This window comes from Microbacterium sp. NPDC087589, assembly GCF_044743635.1.
GTDB lineage: Bacteria > Actinomycetota > Actinomycetes > Actinomycetales > Microbacteriaceae > Microbacterium.
Genome location: NZ_JBIUWV010000003.1, coordinates 155,677 through 172,031 on the forward strand (window position 1 = coordinate 155,677; position 16,355 = coordinate 172,031).

The 16,355-nt window shown below is 66.0% G+C and carries 9 protein-coding genes and 1 tRNA gene; 8 read left to right on the top strand and 2 right to left on the bottom strand.

The genetic code is table 11. From position 1 onward, the window contains the following. Positions 1-55: 55 nt before the first annotated feature. Positions 56-976, bottom strand: a complete 921-nt coding sequence (locus ACIOU8_RS08935; RefSeq protein WP_400788266.1) for a sugar kinase — start codon at positions 974-976, stop codon at positions 56-58. A 167-nt stretch (positions 977-1,143) separates the two neighbouring features. On the opposite strand from ACIOU8_RS08935, the gene ACIOU8_RS08940 reads away from it, so the two are divergent. The 6 genes from ACIOU8_RS08940 (at position 1,144) to rpoC (ending at position 14,308) form a co-directional block, all read left to right on the top strand. Continuing rightward, positions 1,144-2,817, top strand: coding sequence for an ABC transporter substrate-binding protein (locus tag ACIOU8_RS08940; RefSeq protein WP_400788268.1), 1,674 nt, complete (start codon positions 1,144-1,146; stop codon positions 2,815-2,817). Between the two features lie 86 nt (positions 2,818-2,903). Further along, entirely contained in the window at positions 2,904-3,908 is a 1,005-nt protein-coding gene (locus tag ACIOU8_RS08945; RefSeq protein WP_400788270.1) for an ABC transporter permease, read from the top strand. Between the two features lie 34 nt (positions 3,909-3,942). After that, a complete protein-coding gene (locus ACIOU8_RS08950) occupies positions 3,943-4,908 on the top strand; it encodes an ABC transporter permease (RefSeq protein WP_400788272.1) in 966 nt (321 codons plus the stop codon). After that, on the top strand, positions 4,905-6,611 hold the full coding sequence (locus ACIOU8_RS08955; RefSeq protein ID WP_400788275.1) for an ABC transporter ATP-binding protein: 1,707 nt from the start codon (positions 4,905-4,907) through the stop codon (positions 6,609-6,611). Before ACIOU8_RS08950 ends, ACIOU8_RS08955 begins: the two co-directional genes overlap by 4 nt. A gap of 230 nt (positions 6,612-6,841) precedes the next feature. Continuing rightward, complete coding sequence (locus tag ACIOU8_RS08960; RefSeq protein WP_400788277.1) at positions 6,842-10,345, top strand: DNA-directed RNA polymerase subunit beta; 3,504 nt, start codon at positions 6,842-6,844, stop codon at positions 10,343-10,345. Positions 10,346-10,432: 87 nt separating this feature from the next. After that, on the top strand, positions 10,433-14,308 hold the full coding sequence (gene rpoC / locus ACIOU8_RS08965; protein ID WP_400788279.1) for a DNA-directed RNA polymerase subunit beta': 3,876 nt from the start codon (positions 10,433-10,435) through the stop codon (positions 14,306-14,308). 63 nt (positions 14,309-14,371) lie between these two features. On the opposite strand, the gene ACIOU8_RS08970 is transcribed toward rpoC, so the two are convergent. Continuing rightward, on the bottom strand, positions 14,372-14,965 hold the full coding sequence (locus tag ACIOU8_RS08970) for a hypothetical protein (RefSeq protein ID WP_400788281.1): 594 nt from the start codon (positions 14,963-14,965) through the stop codon (positions 14,372-14,374). An 85-nt stretch (positions 14,966-15,050) separates the two neighbouring features. Here ACIOU8_RS08970 and ACIOU8_RS08975 point away from each other — a divergent pair, with 85 nt between their 5' ends. After that, entirely contained in the window at positions 15,051-15,980 is a 930-nt protein-coding gene (locus tag ACIOU8_RS08975) for a PfkB family carbohydrate kinase (protein WP_400788283.1), read from the top strand. An 86-nt stretch (positions 15,981-16,066) separates the two neighbouring features. Beyond that, a tRNA-Tyr gene (locus ACIOU8_RS08980) sits at positions 16,067-16,151 on the top strand. Positions 16,152-16,355: the final 204 nt, after the last annotated feature.

Here is a 16,355-nt window from a genome sequence, read left to right on the forward strand (position 1 = left end):
CGCGCGATCGTCGGCGGGTGACTGCGATGTCATCGACAGCGATGCAGAGGGGCGATCAGTCGATGTGATCGCGGGTGCTGACCAGCGCTCTCGTCGCGATCCTGTGCGCGCGGGCGAGGCTGCCGGTGAGGGAGAGCCCGGACAGCACGCCGGCGAGGAATCCGGCGGCGAAAGCGTCTCCCGCGCCGATGGATTCCACGACGGGGACGTCGAGCGACCTGCTGTCGGTGCGCTCCGCTCCGTCGAACGCCACGGCGCCGTCGGGGCTCGTGGCGATCAGATATCTCGGCTCGGGGAACAGCTCGCGCAGCCGATCCGGCTCGGCGGTGCCGAACACCGCCTCCGCGTCGGGGCGAGTGCAGAACGCGATGTCGGCGCGGCGGACGTAGGCAGAGATCACTGCGCGCCCTTCGTCCTGGCGTCCGCGCCAGAGTGCGGGGCGCCAGTTCACGTCGAAGCTGAGCAGCCGGCCGTCGCGGGGCGCATCGAACAGGGCATCCTGCGCTGCGCGAGCGGAGTCCGAGAGGGCGGGCGTGATCCCCGAGGTGTGCACCAGTGCTGCCTGAGCCAGGAGAGCGGATGCCACGGGGGACTCGAGGGTCGCGGGCGACAGCGCCGCGGCCGCCGAACCCGAGCGGTAGTAGTGCATCGTCCCGTCGATGGAACCGTCCGGGCGAGGCGATAGCTCCTTGACGTAGAGACCGGTGGGGGCCTCCGCGTCGACGTCCACAGCCGAATCGTCGACCTCGTGCCTGCGCAGCTCGGACGTGAGGAACCGCCCGAAGCCGTCGTCACCCACGCGAGACACGACAGCCGTGCGGATTCCTGCGGATGCCAGCGCGATCGCGGTGTTCCACTCCGCCCCGGCGAGGGATCGATGGAAAGTGCGCACGTCCTCGAGGGGAGCGGCGGTGGCGGGGACGAAAGAGACGAGGCCCTCGCCGACGCAGACGGCGAGGGGAGATGTGTCGGGCACGTTCTGGAGGCTACCGGATCGACCCCGGCGTCGGACATCCGTAACAGGAATGCAACCTGGAGGTGTTTGCATCGGTATGCGCACTGGGTAGCGTCGAGGCATCACCGTTCCGGAGTCGACGATGTCTCCGGGATGCGCACAGCAGCGCTCGACAGGAAGGTCACACAATGCACCACTCAGTCATGCGTCGGCGAGGACTCCTCGCCGTCACCGGAGCCGCACTCGCGGGTCTGGTCCTCTCCGGTTGCGTCGCCAGCGAGCGCAGCGACGACGGCGGAGAGGCTGCCGGAGACGTCGACGGCACATTCGTGTTCGCCGCATCCTCCGACCCGGCCAGCCTCGACCCCGCATTCGCCCAGGACGGCGAGAGCTTCCGTGTCTCGCGGCAGATGTTCGAGGGGCTCGTGGGCACCGAACCAGGCACGGCCGACCCGGCACCGCTGCTCGCCGAGTCGTGGGAGTCATCCGACGACGGCATGAGCCACACCTTCGCACTGAAGGAGGGCGTCACCTTCCACGACGGCACCCCGTTCAACGCCGAGGCCGTGTGTGCGAACTTCGACCGCTGGTACAACTGGACCGGCCTCGCGGCATCGGAGGCGTTCGGCTACTACTACAACAAGCTCTTCAAGGGCTACGCCGACAGCCCGGCGGACGCCGTCTACAAGTCCTGTACCCCTGACGGCGACACCTCCGTCACGATCGACCTGAACAAGCCGTTCGCCGGCTTCGTCGCGTCGCTGTCGCTGCCGTCGTTCTCGATGCAGAGCCCTTCGGCACTGCAGGATTTCGGCGCCGACGACGTGGGCGGCTCCGCAGAGGCTCCCGTGCTCTCCGAGTACGCGATGGGCCACCCGGTCGGCACCGGCCCCTACCAGTTCGACGAGTGGGCACCGGGCGAGCAGGTCACGCTCAAGGCCTATGACGACTACTGGGGCGAGCCCGGCCAGATCGACGAGATCATCTTCCGCACGATCGACGACCCGACCGCTCGTCGTCAGGCGCTCGAGTCCGGCTCGATCGACGGCTACGACCTCGTCGGCCCCGCCGACACCAAGGCGCTGCAGGACGACGGCTTCACCATGGTGTCGCGCCCTCCCTTCACGATCCTCTACCTCGCGTTCAACCAGGCGATCCCCGAGCTGCAGGACCCGAAGGTCCGTGAGGCTCTCTCGTACGCGGTCGACAAGGACGCACTGATCAGCCAGGTGCTGCCGGAGGGCACCGAGAAGGCGATCGAGTTCGTGCCCGACACCGTCAACGGCTACAACCCCGACGTCACCACGTACGACTACGACCCCGAGAAGGCCATGTCGCTGCTCGCAGAGGCAGGCTACGACGAAGCCAACCCGCTGAAGCTGACCTTCAACTACCCGGTCAACGTCTCGCGTCCGTACATGCCGGACCCCGAGCAGATCTTCACGGTGCTCTCGTCGCAGCTCTCCGAGGTCGGCGTCGAGACCACCCCGGTCTCGGAGGAGTGGGTCGAGTACCTCGACCGCACCACGGGAACGGCCGACCACGGCATCCACCTGCTCGGCTGGACCGGCGACTACAACGACACCGACAACTTCGTCGGCGTCTTCTTCGGCCAGCAGAGCTCTGAGTGGGGCTTCGACAACCCCGAGCTGTTCCAGAAGCTGAACGAGGCACGCGGCGTCTCCAACATCGAGGACCAGACGGCGCTGTACGAAGAGATCAACGAGATGGTCGCGCAGTTCATCCCGGGCGTTCCGATCGCGCACCCGGCGCCGACACTGGCGTTCGATCCTCGCGTCGAGAGCTACCCCGCCAGCCCGGTGAACGACGAGGTCTTCACAGACATCGTCCTCACCGAGTAGGTCTGACCGACTGAGATGCCCACCCGGGTCTCCGCGCTCGCCGCGGAGGCCCGGGACCGGCGTACCTTCTGATCAACGGAGACCTCTTGCTGCGCACCATCGGCAGGCGACTGCTTTTCCTCATTCCCACCCTGATCGGCCTCAGCATCCTGCTGTTCGCCTGGGTCAGGGCCCTGCCAGGCGGCCCGGCCGTCGCTCTTCTCGGCGAGAAGGCGACCCCTGAGGCCGTCGCCAGGGTCAACGAACTCTACGGTTTCAACAGGCCGATCCTGGAGCAGTACTTCATCTGGGTCGGCCGCCTCCTGCAGGGCGACTTCGGAACATCGATCCAGACGAACCGGCCCGTGACGGAGGAGTTCTTCCGGCGCTTCCCCGCGACGCTCGAGCTGAGCGTTCTCGCGCTCATCTTCGCCGTCGGCATCGGAATCCCGCTCGGCTACTGGGCGGCTCGCCGCCACGGCAAGTTCACGGACCATGCGTCGGTGGTGCTGAGCCTCGTCGGCATCACCATCCCGGTGTTCTTCCTCGCCTTCATCCTGAAGTACGTGTTCGCGGTGCAGCTCGGCTGGCTTCCCTCGGACGGTCGTCAGAACCCACGAATAGATGCCACGCACCCGACGGGGTTCTACGTCTGGGACGGCATCATCACCGGCGAGTTCGACGCCTCCTGGGATGCGCTCATGCATCTGGTCCTCCCAGCACTCGCGCTCGGCACGATCCCGCTCGCGATCATCGTCCGCATCACCAGGGCGAGCGTTCTGGAGGTGCAGAACGCCGACTATGTGCGCACGGGCCGCGCGAAGGGCGTCGGCTCGTCGACGCTGCGCAGTCGCTTCATCCTGCGCAACGCGATGCTGCCGGTGATCACGACCATCGGCCTGCAGACCGGACTCCTGATCTCGGGGGCGGTGCTCACCGAGACGGTGTTCGCATTCCCCGGCATCGGATCCTTCCTCGCGAGGGCGATCTTCACTCGGGACTTCCCGGTGCTCCAGGGGTTCATCATCTTCATCGCGATCGCGTATGCGCTGATCAACCTGGCGGTCGACGTGTCCTACAGCTTCATCGATCCGAGAGTGCGGGTGCAGTGATGCCCCGTCTCGTTCTCCGAAAGGGGATGGCGTCATGACCATCTCGCTCCCACCTGCACAAGGTCCCTCGGCGGCGAGCGGTTCGGTCGTCGACACCGTCTCCGTCAATCAGGCCGGCCTCAAGGAGGGGCCAGGCGGATTCTGGCGCGATGTCTTCCGCCGCCTCCGCCGCAACCCCACCGCCTGGATCGGCGCCGGCATCGTCCTGGTGTTCATCCTGGTGTCCGTACTCGCTCCGATTCTCGCGCCGTACCCCGAGACCGCGCTCCCCGGAGCGAAGTACATCACTCCGACCAACATCCCAGGGCCAGGCGAGCTGCCCGAGTTCCCTCTCGGCCTCGACCGCTTCGGCGGCGACGTGCTCTCCAAGCTCATCTGGGGTGCGCAGGCGTCGCTGCTGATCGGTGTCATCTCGACCGCGCTGGGTCTGGTCGGCGGAATGATCCTCGGCCTTCTCGCCGGCACCTTCGGCGGATGGGTCGACACGCTCATCATGCGCATCGTCGACATCATCCTCTCGGTGCCGAACCTGCTGCTGGCCGTCTCGATCGCCGCGATCCTGGGTCAGACGCCCTTCGCGGTGATGATCGCGATCGGTGCATCACAGGTGCCGATCTTCGCGCGCCTCCTGCGCGCGTCGATGCTGCAGCAGCGATCCAGCGACTACGTGCTCTCGGCCCAGACCCTGGGTCTCGGACGCGGTCAGATCACGATGTCGCACGTGCTGCCCAACGCGATCGGGCCTGTGATCGTGCAGGGGACGCTGACGCTCGCGACGGCTGTCATCGATGCGGCGGCACTGTCGTTCCTCGGTCTCGGCGGCGGTCGCCCCGAGACGGCCGAGTGGGGGCGCATGCTCACCTACGCGCAGGCCGAGCTCGCCATCGCGCCGTGGCTGGCATTCCTGCCAGGCATCTGCATCGCGGTCACCGCACTCGGCTTCACCCTGTTCGGTGAGGCTCTGCGCGAGGCCATGGACCCGAGGACGAGAGCACGATGAACGCTGCGAAAGAGAACCGGGCGACGGACGCGCCCCTGCTGTCGGTCGAGGGCCTCGCCGTCGACTTCGCCACCATGGACGGCGTCGTGCACGCCGTCGAGGGCGTAGACCTCGAGATCGCCCCTGGCGAGACCGTCGCGATCGTGGGGGAGTCGGGGTCGGGCAAGTCGACGACCGCGATGGCCATCATCGGGCTGCTCGCCGGGGGCGGTCGCGTCGCCGCGGGCAGCATCCGCCTCGACGGCCGTGACATCACGCGTGCCTCCGAGAACGAACTGCGCACCATCAGGGGGCGTGACATCGGCCTCGTGCCGCAGGACCCGATGTCCAACCTGAATCCGGTCGCCAAGATCGGCACCCAGGTCGCCGAGACTCTCCTCGCGCACGGTCTCGCCACTCGGCAGAACGTGAAGGAGAAGGTCGTCGAGGCGCTCACTGCCGCGGGCCTGCCCGACCCTGAGCGCCGCGCGAAGCAGTATCCGCACGAGTTCTCGGGTGGCATGCGTCAGCGGGCGCTGATCGCGATCGGTCTGGCATGCAAGCCTCGTCTGCTGATCGCGGACGAGCCGACCAGCGCGCTCGACGTCACCGTGCAGCACACGATCCTCGACCAGATCGGTCAGATGACGCGCGAGCTCGGCACCGCCGTGCTGCTCATCACACATGACCTGGGCCTCGCTGCCGAGCGTGCCGAGCGCGTCGTCGTGATGCACCGAGGCAAGGTCGTCGAGCAGGGGCCGGCGCGGCAGATCCTCGAGGCTCCGCAGCATCCGTACACCCAGTCGCTCGTGGCGGCGGCGCCCTCGGTGGCGGCGGCGCGCCTGCGGCCGGAGGCGTTCCGCGTCGACGAACGCCCCGGCGAAGAGGCGGATGCTCCGGCGACGGCGGATGCTGTCACCCCCGACGCTCCGGCGGCCGACAACATCGTCGAGTTCGAGCACCTCACCAAGGTGTATCCGGTCCGAGGTCAGAAAGAGGACTTCGTCGCCGTGAACGATGTCTCCCTCGCGATCCCCCGGGGCGAGACGGTCGCGATCGTGGGCGAATCCGGCTCGGGCAAGACCACCACGGCCCGGATGCTGCTGAAGATCATCGAGCCGACGAGCGGACTCATCCGCTACGGGGGCAAGGACATCGCATCGCTCGATCGAGCGGAGACGAAGGACTTCCGTCAGCGGGTGCAGCCGATCTTCCAGGATCCGTACTCGAGCCTGAATCCGATGTTCACGATCGAGCGCCTGATCTCCGAGCCGCTCGACTTCTACAAGCGGGGGAGCAGTGCCGACAGGCGCAAGCGCGTCCGCCAGCTGCTCGACGACGTGGCGCTCCCGCAGTCCATGCTGCGGCGGTATCCGTCGGAGCTGTCGGGTGGACAGCGGCAACGCGTCGCGATCGCCCGCGCGCTCGCACTCTCTCCCGATCTGATCGTGTGCGACGAGCCGGTGTCGGCGCTGGACGTGCTCGTGCAGGATCAGATCCTGACACTGCTCGGCGATCTGCAGACCGAGTACGGGCTCAGCTATCTGTTCATCTCGCACGACCTCGCTGTGGTGCGTCTGATCAGCGACTACGTGTGCGTGATGAAGGACGGAGCCCTCGTCGAGGCGGCGTCGTCGGAGGAGATCTTCACGAACCCTCGTGATCCGTACACACGGCGTCTGCTGGCGTCGATCCCGGGGAACGAACTCAACATCGCCTCCTGAGGCGATCTCGGGAGGATCCTCTCGGCCTTCTTCGGGTGCCAATACCGCAGCATCCGAAGAAGGTCAAGGATTGAGCTTGCCATGTCGCAAGTTCGCGCGTATAGTTGGTAGTTGCGCTCGCTTCTCCCTGCCCTCATATGGTGGTCGGCATTTCGTTGAGCATCCGGGCGCACACTCACCTGACGACAAAGGAATCGAGAAGCCCTGCGGGGCTCACGGAGGTTATTCCCTTGGCTGCTGCTCGCAACGCATCCACCACCACCACCACTAAGAACGGACGCGGAGCATCCCGTCTTTCGTTCGCCAAGATCTCCGACACGCTGACGGTCCCTGACCTTCTCGCTCTGCAGACCGAATCCTTCGGCTGGCTCGTCGGCAACGACGCCTGGAAGGCTCGTGTCGCAGAGGCCAAGAAGGCCGGCCGCACAGACGTGAACGAGAACAGCGGCCTCGGCGAGATCTTCGAGGAGATCTCCCCGATCGAGGACCTCGGCGAGACGATGCAGCTGTCGTTCACGAACCCGTACCTCGAGCCGGAGAAGTACTCGATCGAGGAGTGCAAGGAGCGTGGCAAGACCTACGCCGCTCCGCTGTACGTCGAGGCCGAGTTCATGAACCACCTCACGGGTGAGATCAAGACCCAGACGGTCTTCATGGGCGACTTCCCGCTGCAGACCGACAAGGGAACGTTCATCATCAACGGCTCCGAGCGCGTCGTCGTCTCGCAGCTCGTGCGTTCGCCCGGTGTCTACTTCGACAAGACCCCCGACAAGACGTCCGACAAGGACATCGTGTCGGCGCGCGTCATCCCGAGCCGTGGTGCATGGCTCGAGTTCGAGATCGACAAGCGCGACCAGGTCGGCGTCCGCGTCGACCGCAAGCGCAAGCAGTCCGTCACCGTGTTCCTCAAGGCGCTGGGCATGACCAGCGAGGAGATCCTCACGGAGTTCGCCGGCTACACCTCGATCGAGGAGACGCTCGCGAAGGACACCATCGTCACGAAGGAAGATGCGCTTCGCGACATCTACCGCAAGCTGCGTCCGGGCGAGCAGGTCGCCGCCGAGGCCGCGCGTGCGCTGCTCGACAACTTCTACTTCAACCCGAAGCGCTACGACCTGGCGAAGGTGGGTCGCTACAAGATCAACCACAAGCTCGGTCTCGACGCACCGCTGACCGACTCGGTCCTCACGGTTCAGGACATCGTCGCCACGATCAAGTACCTCGTGCGTCTGCACGCAGGCACGGAAGAGACCTTCCCCGGCATCCGCTCGGGCAAGAAGGCCGACATCCGCATCGCGACCGATGACATCGACAACTTCGGCAACCGTCGCATCCGTGCGGTCGGCGAGCTGATCCAGAACCAGGTCCGCACCGGTCTCTCCCGCATGGAGCGCGTCGTCCGCGAGCGCATGACCACGCAGGACATCGAGGCGATCACGCCGCAGACCCTGATCAACGTGCGCCCCGTCGTCGCAGCGATCAAGGAGTTCTTCGGAACCTCGCAGCTCTCGCAGTTCATGGATCAGAACAACCCGCTCGCGGGTCTGACCAACAAGCGCCGTCTCTCGGCTCTCGGCCCCGGTGGTCTGAGCCGTGACCGCGCAGGTGTCGAGGTCCGTGACGTCCACCCGTCGCACTACGGCCGCATGTGCCCCATCGAGACCCCTGAAGGCCCGAACATCGGTCTGATCGGTGCTCTCGCGACCTTCGCGCGCATCAACTCGTTCGGTTTCATCGAGACCCCGTACCGCAAGGTCGAGGGTGGCATCGTCACCGAGCACATCGATTACCTGACCGCGTCCGAAGAGGTCGACTTCAACATCGCGCAGGCGAACGCCCCGCTCGACAAGAACGGTCGCTTCCGCGAGAGCCACGTCCTCGCACGCCCCAAGGGCGGTAACGGTGAGGTGGATCTCTTCCTCCCCGAGGAGATCGGCTACATCGATGTCTCGCCGCGCCAGATGGTGTCGGTCGCGACCTCGCTCGTGCCGTTCCTCGAGCACGACGACGCACAGCGCGCGCTCATGGGCGCCAACATGCAGCGTCAGGCTGTGCCGCTGCTGCGCAGCGACTCGCCGCTCGTCGGAACCGGTATGGAGGGCTACACGGCTATCGACGCCGGCGACGTGCTCACGGCTGAGAAGCCGGGTGTCGTCACCGAGGTCTCGGCAGACCGCGTCACCGTCATGCTCGACGAGGGCGGCACGCAGGACTACCACCTGCGTAAGTTCGACCGCTCCAACCAGGGCACGTCGTACAACCAGAAGGTCGTCGTCAACGAGGGCGACCGCGTCGAGGTCGGAGAGGTCATCGCCGATGGCCCCGCCACCGAGAACGGCGAGCTGGCACTCGGAAAGAACCTCCTCGTCGCGTTCATGACGTGGGAAGGCTACAACTTCGAGGACGCGATCATCCTCAGCCAGGACCTCGTGAAGGACGACACCCTCTCCTCGATCCACATCGAGGAATACGAGGTCGACGCCCGCGACACGAAGCTCGGCAAGGAGGAGATCACCCGTGACCTCCCCAACGTCAGCCCTGAGCTGCTGAAGGATCTCGACGAGCGCGGCATCATCCGCATCGGTGCCGAGGTCCGCCCCGGCGACATCCTCGTCGGCAAGGTCACGCCGAAGGGCGAGACCGAGCTGTCGGCTGAGGAGCGTCTGCTCCGCGCGATCTTCAACGAGAAGAGCCGCGAGGTCCGTGACACCTCCCTGAAGGTGCCCCACGGTGAGCAGGGCACGATCATCGCCGTCAAGGAGTTCAACGCCGAGGACGGCGACGACGAGCTCGGCTCGGGCGTCAACCGCCGCGTCGTGGTCTACATCGCCCAGAAGCGCAAGATCACCGAGGGTGACAAGCTCGCCGGTCGTCACGGCAACAAGGGTGTCATCGCGAAGATCCTCCCGATCGAGGACATGCCGTTCCTCGCGGACGGAACTCCGGTCGACATCGTGCTGAACCCGCTCGGTATCCCGGGTCGAATGAACTTCGGCCAGGTGCTCGAGACCCACCTCGGGTGGATCGCGAAGCAGGGCTGGAAGGTCGAGGGCACCCCCGAGTGGGCTACGAAGCTCCCGAAGGATGCGTTCGAGGCCGCGCCCGGCACCAAGGTCGCCACCCCGGTGTTCGACGGTGCGAGCGAGGAGGAGATCGCAGGTCTCCTCGACGCGACCATCCCGACCCGCGACGGTGTCCGCCTGATCGACTCCAGCGGAAAGGCCCAGATGTTCGACGGCCGCTCCGGCGAGCCGTTCCCGGCGCCGATCTCGGTGGGCTACATGTACATCCTGAAGCTGCACCACCTGGTCGACGACAAGATCCACGCGCGTTCGACCGGTCCGTACTCGATGATCACCCAGCAGCCGCTCGGTGGTAAGGCGCAGTTCGGTGGCCAGCGATTCGGTGAGATGGAGGTGTGGGCCCTCGAGGCCTACGGTGCCGCATACGCGCTCCAGGAGCTCCTCACGATCAAGTCCGACGACATCCTCGGCCGCGTCAAGGTGTACGAGGCCATCGTCAAGGGCGAGAACATCCAGGAGCCCGGCATCCCCGAGTCCTTCAAGGTGCTCATGAAGGAGATGCAGTCGCTCTGCCTGAACGTCGAGGTCCTCTCGGCTGACGGCACGCTCGTCAACCTGCGTGACACGGACGACGAGGCCTTCCGCGCTGCGGAAGAGCTCGGCATCAACATCTCCAGCCGCTTCGAGGCCGCCTCGATCGACGAGATCTAACCCTTCGACAGGCTCAGGGACCCCTGCGTCGCTGAGCCTGTCGAAGCCCCCGATTTCTTCAAAAAGAATTCCTACACAGGAGAATTTGTGCTCGAGTCAAACACTTTCGATGAGCTTCGCATCGGCCTGGCCACCGCGGACCACATCCGCGCCTGGTCCTACGGCGAGGTCAAGAAGCCTGAAACCATCAACTACCGCACCCTGAAGCCGGAGAAGGACGGTCTCTTCGGAGAGCAGATCTTCGGCCCGTCCCGCGACTGGGAGTGCGCCTGCGGAAAGTACAAGCGTGTCCGCTTCAAGGGCATCGTCTGCGAGCGCTGCGGCGTCGAGGTCACCAAGTCCTCGGTCCGTCGTGAGCGCATGGGTCACATCGAGCTCGCCGCTCCCGTCACCCACATCTGGTACTTCAAGGGTGTTCCCTCGCGTCTGGGCTACCTGCTCGACATGGCGCCGAAGGACCTCGAGAAGGTCATCTACTTCGCCGCCTACATGGTCATCTCGGTCGACGAGGATGCTCGTCACCGCGACCTGGGCACGCAGGAGAACAACATCCGTCTCGAGCTGAAGACGCTCGGAGACCGTCGCGACGCGAAGATCGCCGAGCGCCTGGCTCGCCTGGAGGAGGAGCTCGCTTCCCTCGAGGCCGAGGGCGCCAAGGCCGACGCGAAGAAGAAGGTCAAGGACGCCGCCGAGAAGGAGATGTCGCTCATCCGCAAGGGTGCCGACGAGGCGATCGCCAAGCTCGAGCGCGTGTGGGAAGACTTCCGCACCCTCGAGGTCGGCGCACTGCGTCCGGAAGACGACGTCTTCCACGAGCTCCAGGACCGCTTCGGTCAGTACTTCGAGGCCTACATGGGCGCCGAGTCGATCCAGCGTCGTCTCGCGGCGTTCGACCTGGCCGCCGAGGCCGAGAGCCTGCACCTGCAGATCTCCGAGGGCAAGGGCCAGCGCAAGATCCGCGCGATCAAGCGTCTGAAGGTCGTCAACTCGTTCCTGGAGACCGGCATGAGCCCGGCCGCCATGGTTCTGGACGTCGTCCCGGTGATCCCGCCGGAGCTGCGCCCGATGGTGCAGCTCGACGGTGGCCGCTTCGCGACCTCCGACCTCAACGACCTCTACCGTCGTGTGATCAACCGCAACAACCGTCTTCGTCGTCTGATCGACCTCGGTGCCCCCGAGATCATCGTCAACAACGAGAAGCGGATGCTGCAGGAGGCCGTCGACGCACTGTTCGACAACGGTCGCCGTGGTCGTCCCGTCACCGGTACCGGCAACCGCGCCCTGAAGTCCCTCAGCGACATGCTGAAGGGTAAGCAGGGTCGCTTCCGTCAGAACCTGCTCGGAAAGCGTGTCGACTACTCCGGACGTTCGGTCATCATCGTCGGTCCGCAGCTGAAGCTGCACCAGTGCGGTCTGCCCAAGCAGATGGCTCTGGAGCTCTTCAAGCCGTTCGTCATCAAGCGCCTGATCGACCTCGGTCACTCGCAGAACATCAAGGCAGCCAAGCGCGCTGTCGAGCGCACGCGTCCCGAGGTCTGGGACGTGCTCGAGGAGATCATCCGCGAGCGTCCCGTGCTGCTCAACCGTGCACCCACCCTGCACCGGCTGGGCATCCAGGCCTTCGAGCCTCAGCTCGTCGAGGGCAAGGCCATCCAGCTGCACCCGCTCGTCTGCGCGGCGTTCAACGCCGACTTCGACGGCGACCAGATGGCTGTCCACCTGCCGCTGTCGGTCGAGGCTCAGGCCGAGGCCCGCGTGCTGATGCTCGCGTCGAACAACATCCTGAAGCCGTCCGACGGCCGCCCGGTCACCCTGCCTTCGCAGGACATGATCATCGGTCTGCACCACCTGACCACGGTCAAGGCGGGCGCAGCCGGTGAGGGTCGTGCATTCGGTTCGGTGGGCGAGGCGATCCTGGCGAAGGACGAGGGAACCCTCGACCTGCAGGCCAAGGTCCGCATCCGCATCCCGGGTCTGACGTTCCTCGAGGGCGAAGCTCCCGAGGGCTACGAGCGTCACGGTCTCGTCGACGCATCGCTCGGTCAGGCGATCTTCAACGACACGCTGCCCAAGGGATACCCGTTCGTCCGCGAGCAGGCTGACAAGAACAAGCTGTCGCAGATCGTCAACAAGCTGGCCGAGGAATACCCCAAGGTCGAGACGGCTGCGTCGCTGGACCGCATCAAGGACGCCGGTTTCTACTGGGCCACGCGCTCGGGTGTGACCGTCGCTCTGAGCGACATCCTGACGCCGCCGAACAAGGCGGAGATCGTCGCCGGCTACGAGAAGCAGGCCGCGAAGGTCCAGTCCCAGTACGAGAAGGGCCTGACGACCGACACCGAGCGTCGCCAGGAGCTCATCAAGATCTGGACCGAGGCGACCGACGAGGTTCAGGCCGCGATGCGGGCGAACTTCCCCGAGGACAACACCATCAACCGCATGGTGTCGTCCGGTGCTCGTGGTAACTGGCTGCAGATCCGGAACATCGCCGGTATGCGTGGTCTCGTCAACAACCCCAAGGGTGAGATCATCCCGCGTCCGATCATCTCCTCGTACCGCGAGGGACTGTCGGTGGCGGAGTACTTCATCGCGACGCACGGTACCCGTAAGGGTCTGGCCGACACCGCTCTGCGTACCGCCGACTCGGGTTACCTGACCCGTCGTCTGGTGGATGTCTCGCAGGACGTCATCATCCGCGAAGAGGACTGCGGCACGTCGAAGGGCCTCGAGCTCCCGATCGCCGCTCCGAACTCGCAGGGCGAGCTGGTGCGCGATGCGAACGTCGAGAACTCGGTGTTCGCACGTACGCTGGCCTCCGACGTGGTCGACAGCAAGGGCGAGGTTCTCGCTTCTGCCGGTGACGACGTGGGTGACGTGCTCATCGACAAGCTGGTCGCACTGGGGGTCGAGAGCATCAAGGTGCGCTCGGTCCTGACCTGTGACTCCGCTGTCGGTGTCTGCGCACAGTGCTACGGCCGTTCGCTCGCGACGGGTAAGACCGTCGACATCGGAGAGGCCGTCGGCATCATCGCGGCCCAGTCGATCGGTGAGCCCGGTACCCAGCTGACGATGCGTACCTTCCACACCGGTGGTTCGGCTTCGGCCGATGACATCACGCAGGGTCTGCCCCGCGTGCAGGAGCTCTTCGAGGCGCGTACCCCCAAGGCTGCGTCGCCGATCGCAGAGGCCGACGGTCGCATCACGATCGACGAGACGGACAGGGCCAAGAGGCTCATCCTGACGCCCGACAACGGTGACGAGGAAGTGATCTACCCGGTCCTGAAGCGTGCGACGCTTCTGGTCGAGGACGGTCAGCACGTCAGCGTCGGTCAGCCGCTCCTGGTCGGAACGCTCGACCCCAAGGAGGTCATGCGTGTCATGGGTGCCCGCGAGGTGCAGCGTTACCTCGTCGGTGGCGTCCAGGGCGTGTACCGCTCGCAGGGTGTGCCGATCCACGACAAGCACATCGAGGTCATCGTCCGTCAGATGCTCCGCAAGGTCACCGTCGTCGATCACGCCGACACGACCCTGCTTCCGGGTGAGATGGTCGACCTCAAGCGCTACCAGGCGATCAACCGCGAGGCTGTGGCAGAGGGCAAGCGCCCCGCGTCGGGCCGTTCGGAGCTGATGGGTATCACGAAGGCGTCGCTCGCGACCGAGTCGTGGCTGTCGGCCGCCTCCTTCCAGGAGACGACCCGCGTGCTCACCGAGGCTGCGATGCAGGGCAAGCGCGACCCGCTGGTCGGTCTCAAGGAGAACGTCATCATCGGTAAGCTCATCCCCGCCGGAACCGGTCTCTCGAAGTACCGCGACGTCACGGTCGAGGCCACCGAGGAAGCCAAGAGCGAGCGCTACCCGAACCGGATCTTCGCATCCGACGGCGCGTACGCTGACGGCGACTTCGGCTACGTCGACTTCGACGCGTTCTCGACGGACGACATCACGCCGGGTACGTACAACTGACGTACTGAGTGAGTGAGAAGGCCCCGGGCGATCGCCCGGGGCCTTCTTCGTATCCGGATGCCATCAGTCGAAGAGGTGCGCGACGATGCTCGAGGTGTAACCCTCGGGGGCCAGGTTCGAGTACTGGGTATCGATGAGGATGTCGTCGCGCCAGAACAGGGTGCGGCCGTCCGTCACGGGGTACTGCTCGTTCGGCCAGGTCTTCTCGCACCGGGTTCCGCCGTCGGGGGTGAAGCACGTGAAGCCCTCCTCGGCGACGAGAGCGTTGAGCATGTCGAGCGCCGGCCCCCGGTTCATGAGAGAGAGCGTCGTGACGAGACGGGTGGTGTCGGCCTTCGGGTCCGCCCAGATGCACGTCAGCGTGCCCTCGTCGTCTACTCCGGAGGCGCCGAAGGCAGCATCGTTCAGGGGAACGCCGTCGAGCTGCGCGAGCACGTCTTCCGACAGGATCGCGCGGCAGTCCGTCGGCAGCACGATCGGCGTGGCCGTCGGCGTGGGGGAGGCCGAGGGTGAGGGGCTCTCGGAACCCTCAGGGCCGGCACTCGCAGACGGATCGGGCGACGAGCCGGATCCGGATTCCGTGGGCCCGGAACCGCAGCCGGCGAGCACTGCGACGAGCAGGAGAGCCGCAGCTCCGGCGGCGATTCGAGCGTTCATGCGCTCACGGTAGCGCTGCGCGCTGTCCACGCCGGGAGGCTGACCGTACCGTCACAGAAGCCGCTCGCGCGGTAGTGTCGGCAGAATGAGTGATGCTTCCCCCCGTGTGCACGGTGCAGTCGTCGTCGGAGACGCGCTGATCGACGAGATCCACGATGTCGGCGGTGTGCGAGAGCTGGTCGGCGGCGCAGCGCTGAACGTCGCTGTCGGGCTTCGCCGTTTGGGTGTGCCGACGACACTGATCGCGATGGTCGGAGAAGACGAAGCGGGTGCACACATCCGCGAGTACCTCGACGATCACGACGTGCGGCTGATCGCGAGTGAGGCGCCGATGGGCTCGTCCCGGGCGATCGTGCAGCGCGGCGCAGACGGCGAGCCCGTCTACGTCTTCAACGAGGCGGCGCAGAAGCGCAGCATCCGCTATTCCGATGAGGCAGTCGACGCGATCGCCGATTCGGGACTCGTGGCCGTCAGCTGCTTCCCGTTCGATGTGCCTGCTGAGGTCGATGCGCTGCTCGAGGCCGTCGGCGATGCTCGTCTCGCTGTCGACCCGAACCCGCGTTCGGGGATGCTGAGTGATCGTGCCGAGTTCGTGCGCGGCTTTGAGCGCGCGGCTGCGGGCGCGTCGATCGTCAAGGTCGGTGCCGACGACGCCTCGCTTCTCTACGACGGCGATCTCGACGCCCTCAGGGCCCGGTTGCGCTCGCTCGGGGTCAGCGCCGTCCTCGCGACCGCGGGGGCCGACGGTGCGGCCCTCGAGTCGGATGCCGGAATCGTGACGGCGCCCATCTCGACGCTGCCAGGACGCGTCGTCGACACCGTCGGCGCCGGCGATGCGACCCTCGCGGCTGTGGCGGCGGGACTGGCGAGCGGCACGCCGTCTGACGTCGACGGGTGGCAGGAGCTGCTCGGTCGAGCGATGGATGTGGCGGCCGCGACCTGCCGCGCCGAGGGCGGCCTGCTTCGGACTCCGGAGTCCCTGGCCGACCCCGACCGGGGCGTCTTCGGGAGCTGAGCGCTCGATTTCTCACGCCTGCCCTCGGCAGGTATGATTATCTATCGTGCCCCCGGTTGGCTGTCGAAGTCGGACGGGTGCGCTCTGGCGAGTTACCCAAGCGGCCAAAGGGATCTGACTGTAAATCAGACTGCTCAGCATTCGGGGGTTCGAATCCCTCACTCGCCACCAGGGGGGATTCCCGTAACTCGGGAAAATCATTCCCGTAACTGGGAATCCCAGGTCAAACGAAGAAAGCCGCCGGAATCCCGGCGGCTTTCTTCGTTTTCGACTGAATTCCGTGCCCTTGGGCAGCGTGATGCCGAGCTGCGTCGGCGTGGATCTTCGTGGGATCAGCTCCAGGGCCGTCCGTCGCGTCAAGTAGTGATGCCCCCT

Coding starts and splice junctions, on each gene's coding strand:
- ACIOU8_RS08940 (WP_400788268.1), top strand. CDS start 1,144: ATGCACCACTCAGTCATGCGTCGGCGAGGACTCCTCGCCGTCACCGGA.
- ACIOU8_RS08950 (WP_400788272.1), top strand. CDS start 3,943: ATGACCATCTCGCTCCCACCTGCACAAGGTCCCTCGGCGGCGAGCGGT.
- ACIOU8_RS08955 (WP_400788275.1), top strand. CDS start 4,905: ATGAACGCTGCGAAAGAGAACCGGGCGACGGACGCGCCCCTGCTGTCG.
- ACIOU8_RS08970 (WP_400788281.1), bottom strand. CDS start 14,965: ATGAACGCTCGAATCGCCGCCGGAGCTGCGGCTCTCCTGCTCGTCGCA.
- ACIOU8_RS08975 (WP_400788283.1), top strand. CDS start 15,051: ATGAGTGATGCTTCCCCCCGTGTGCACGGTGCAGTCGTCGTCGGAGAC.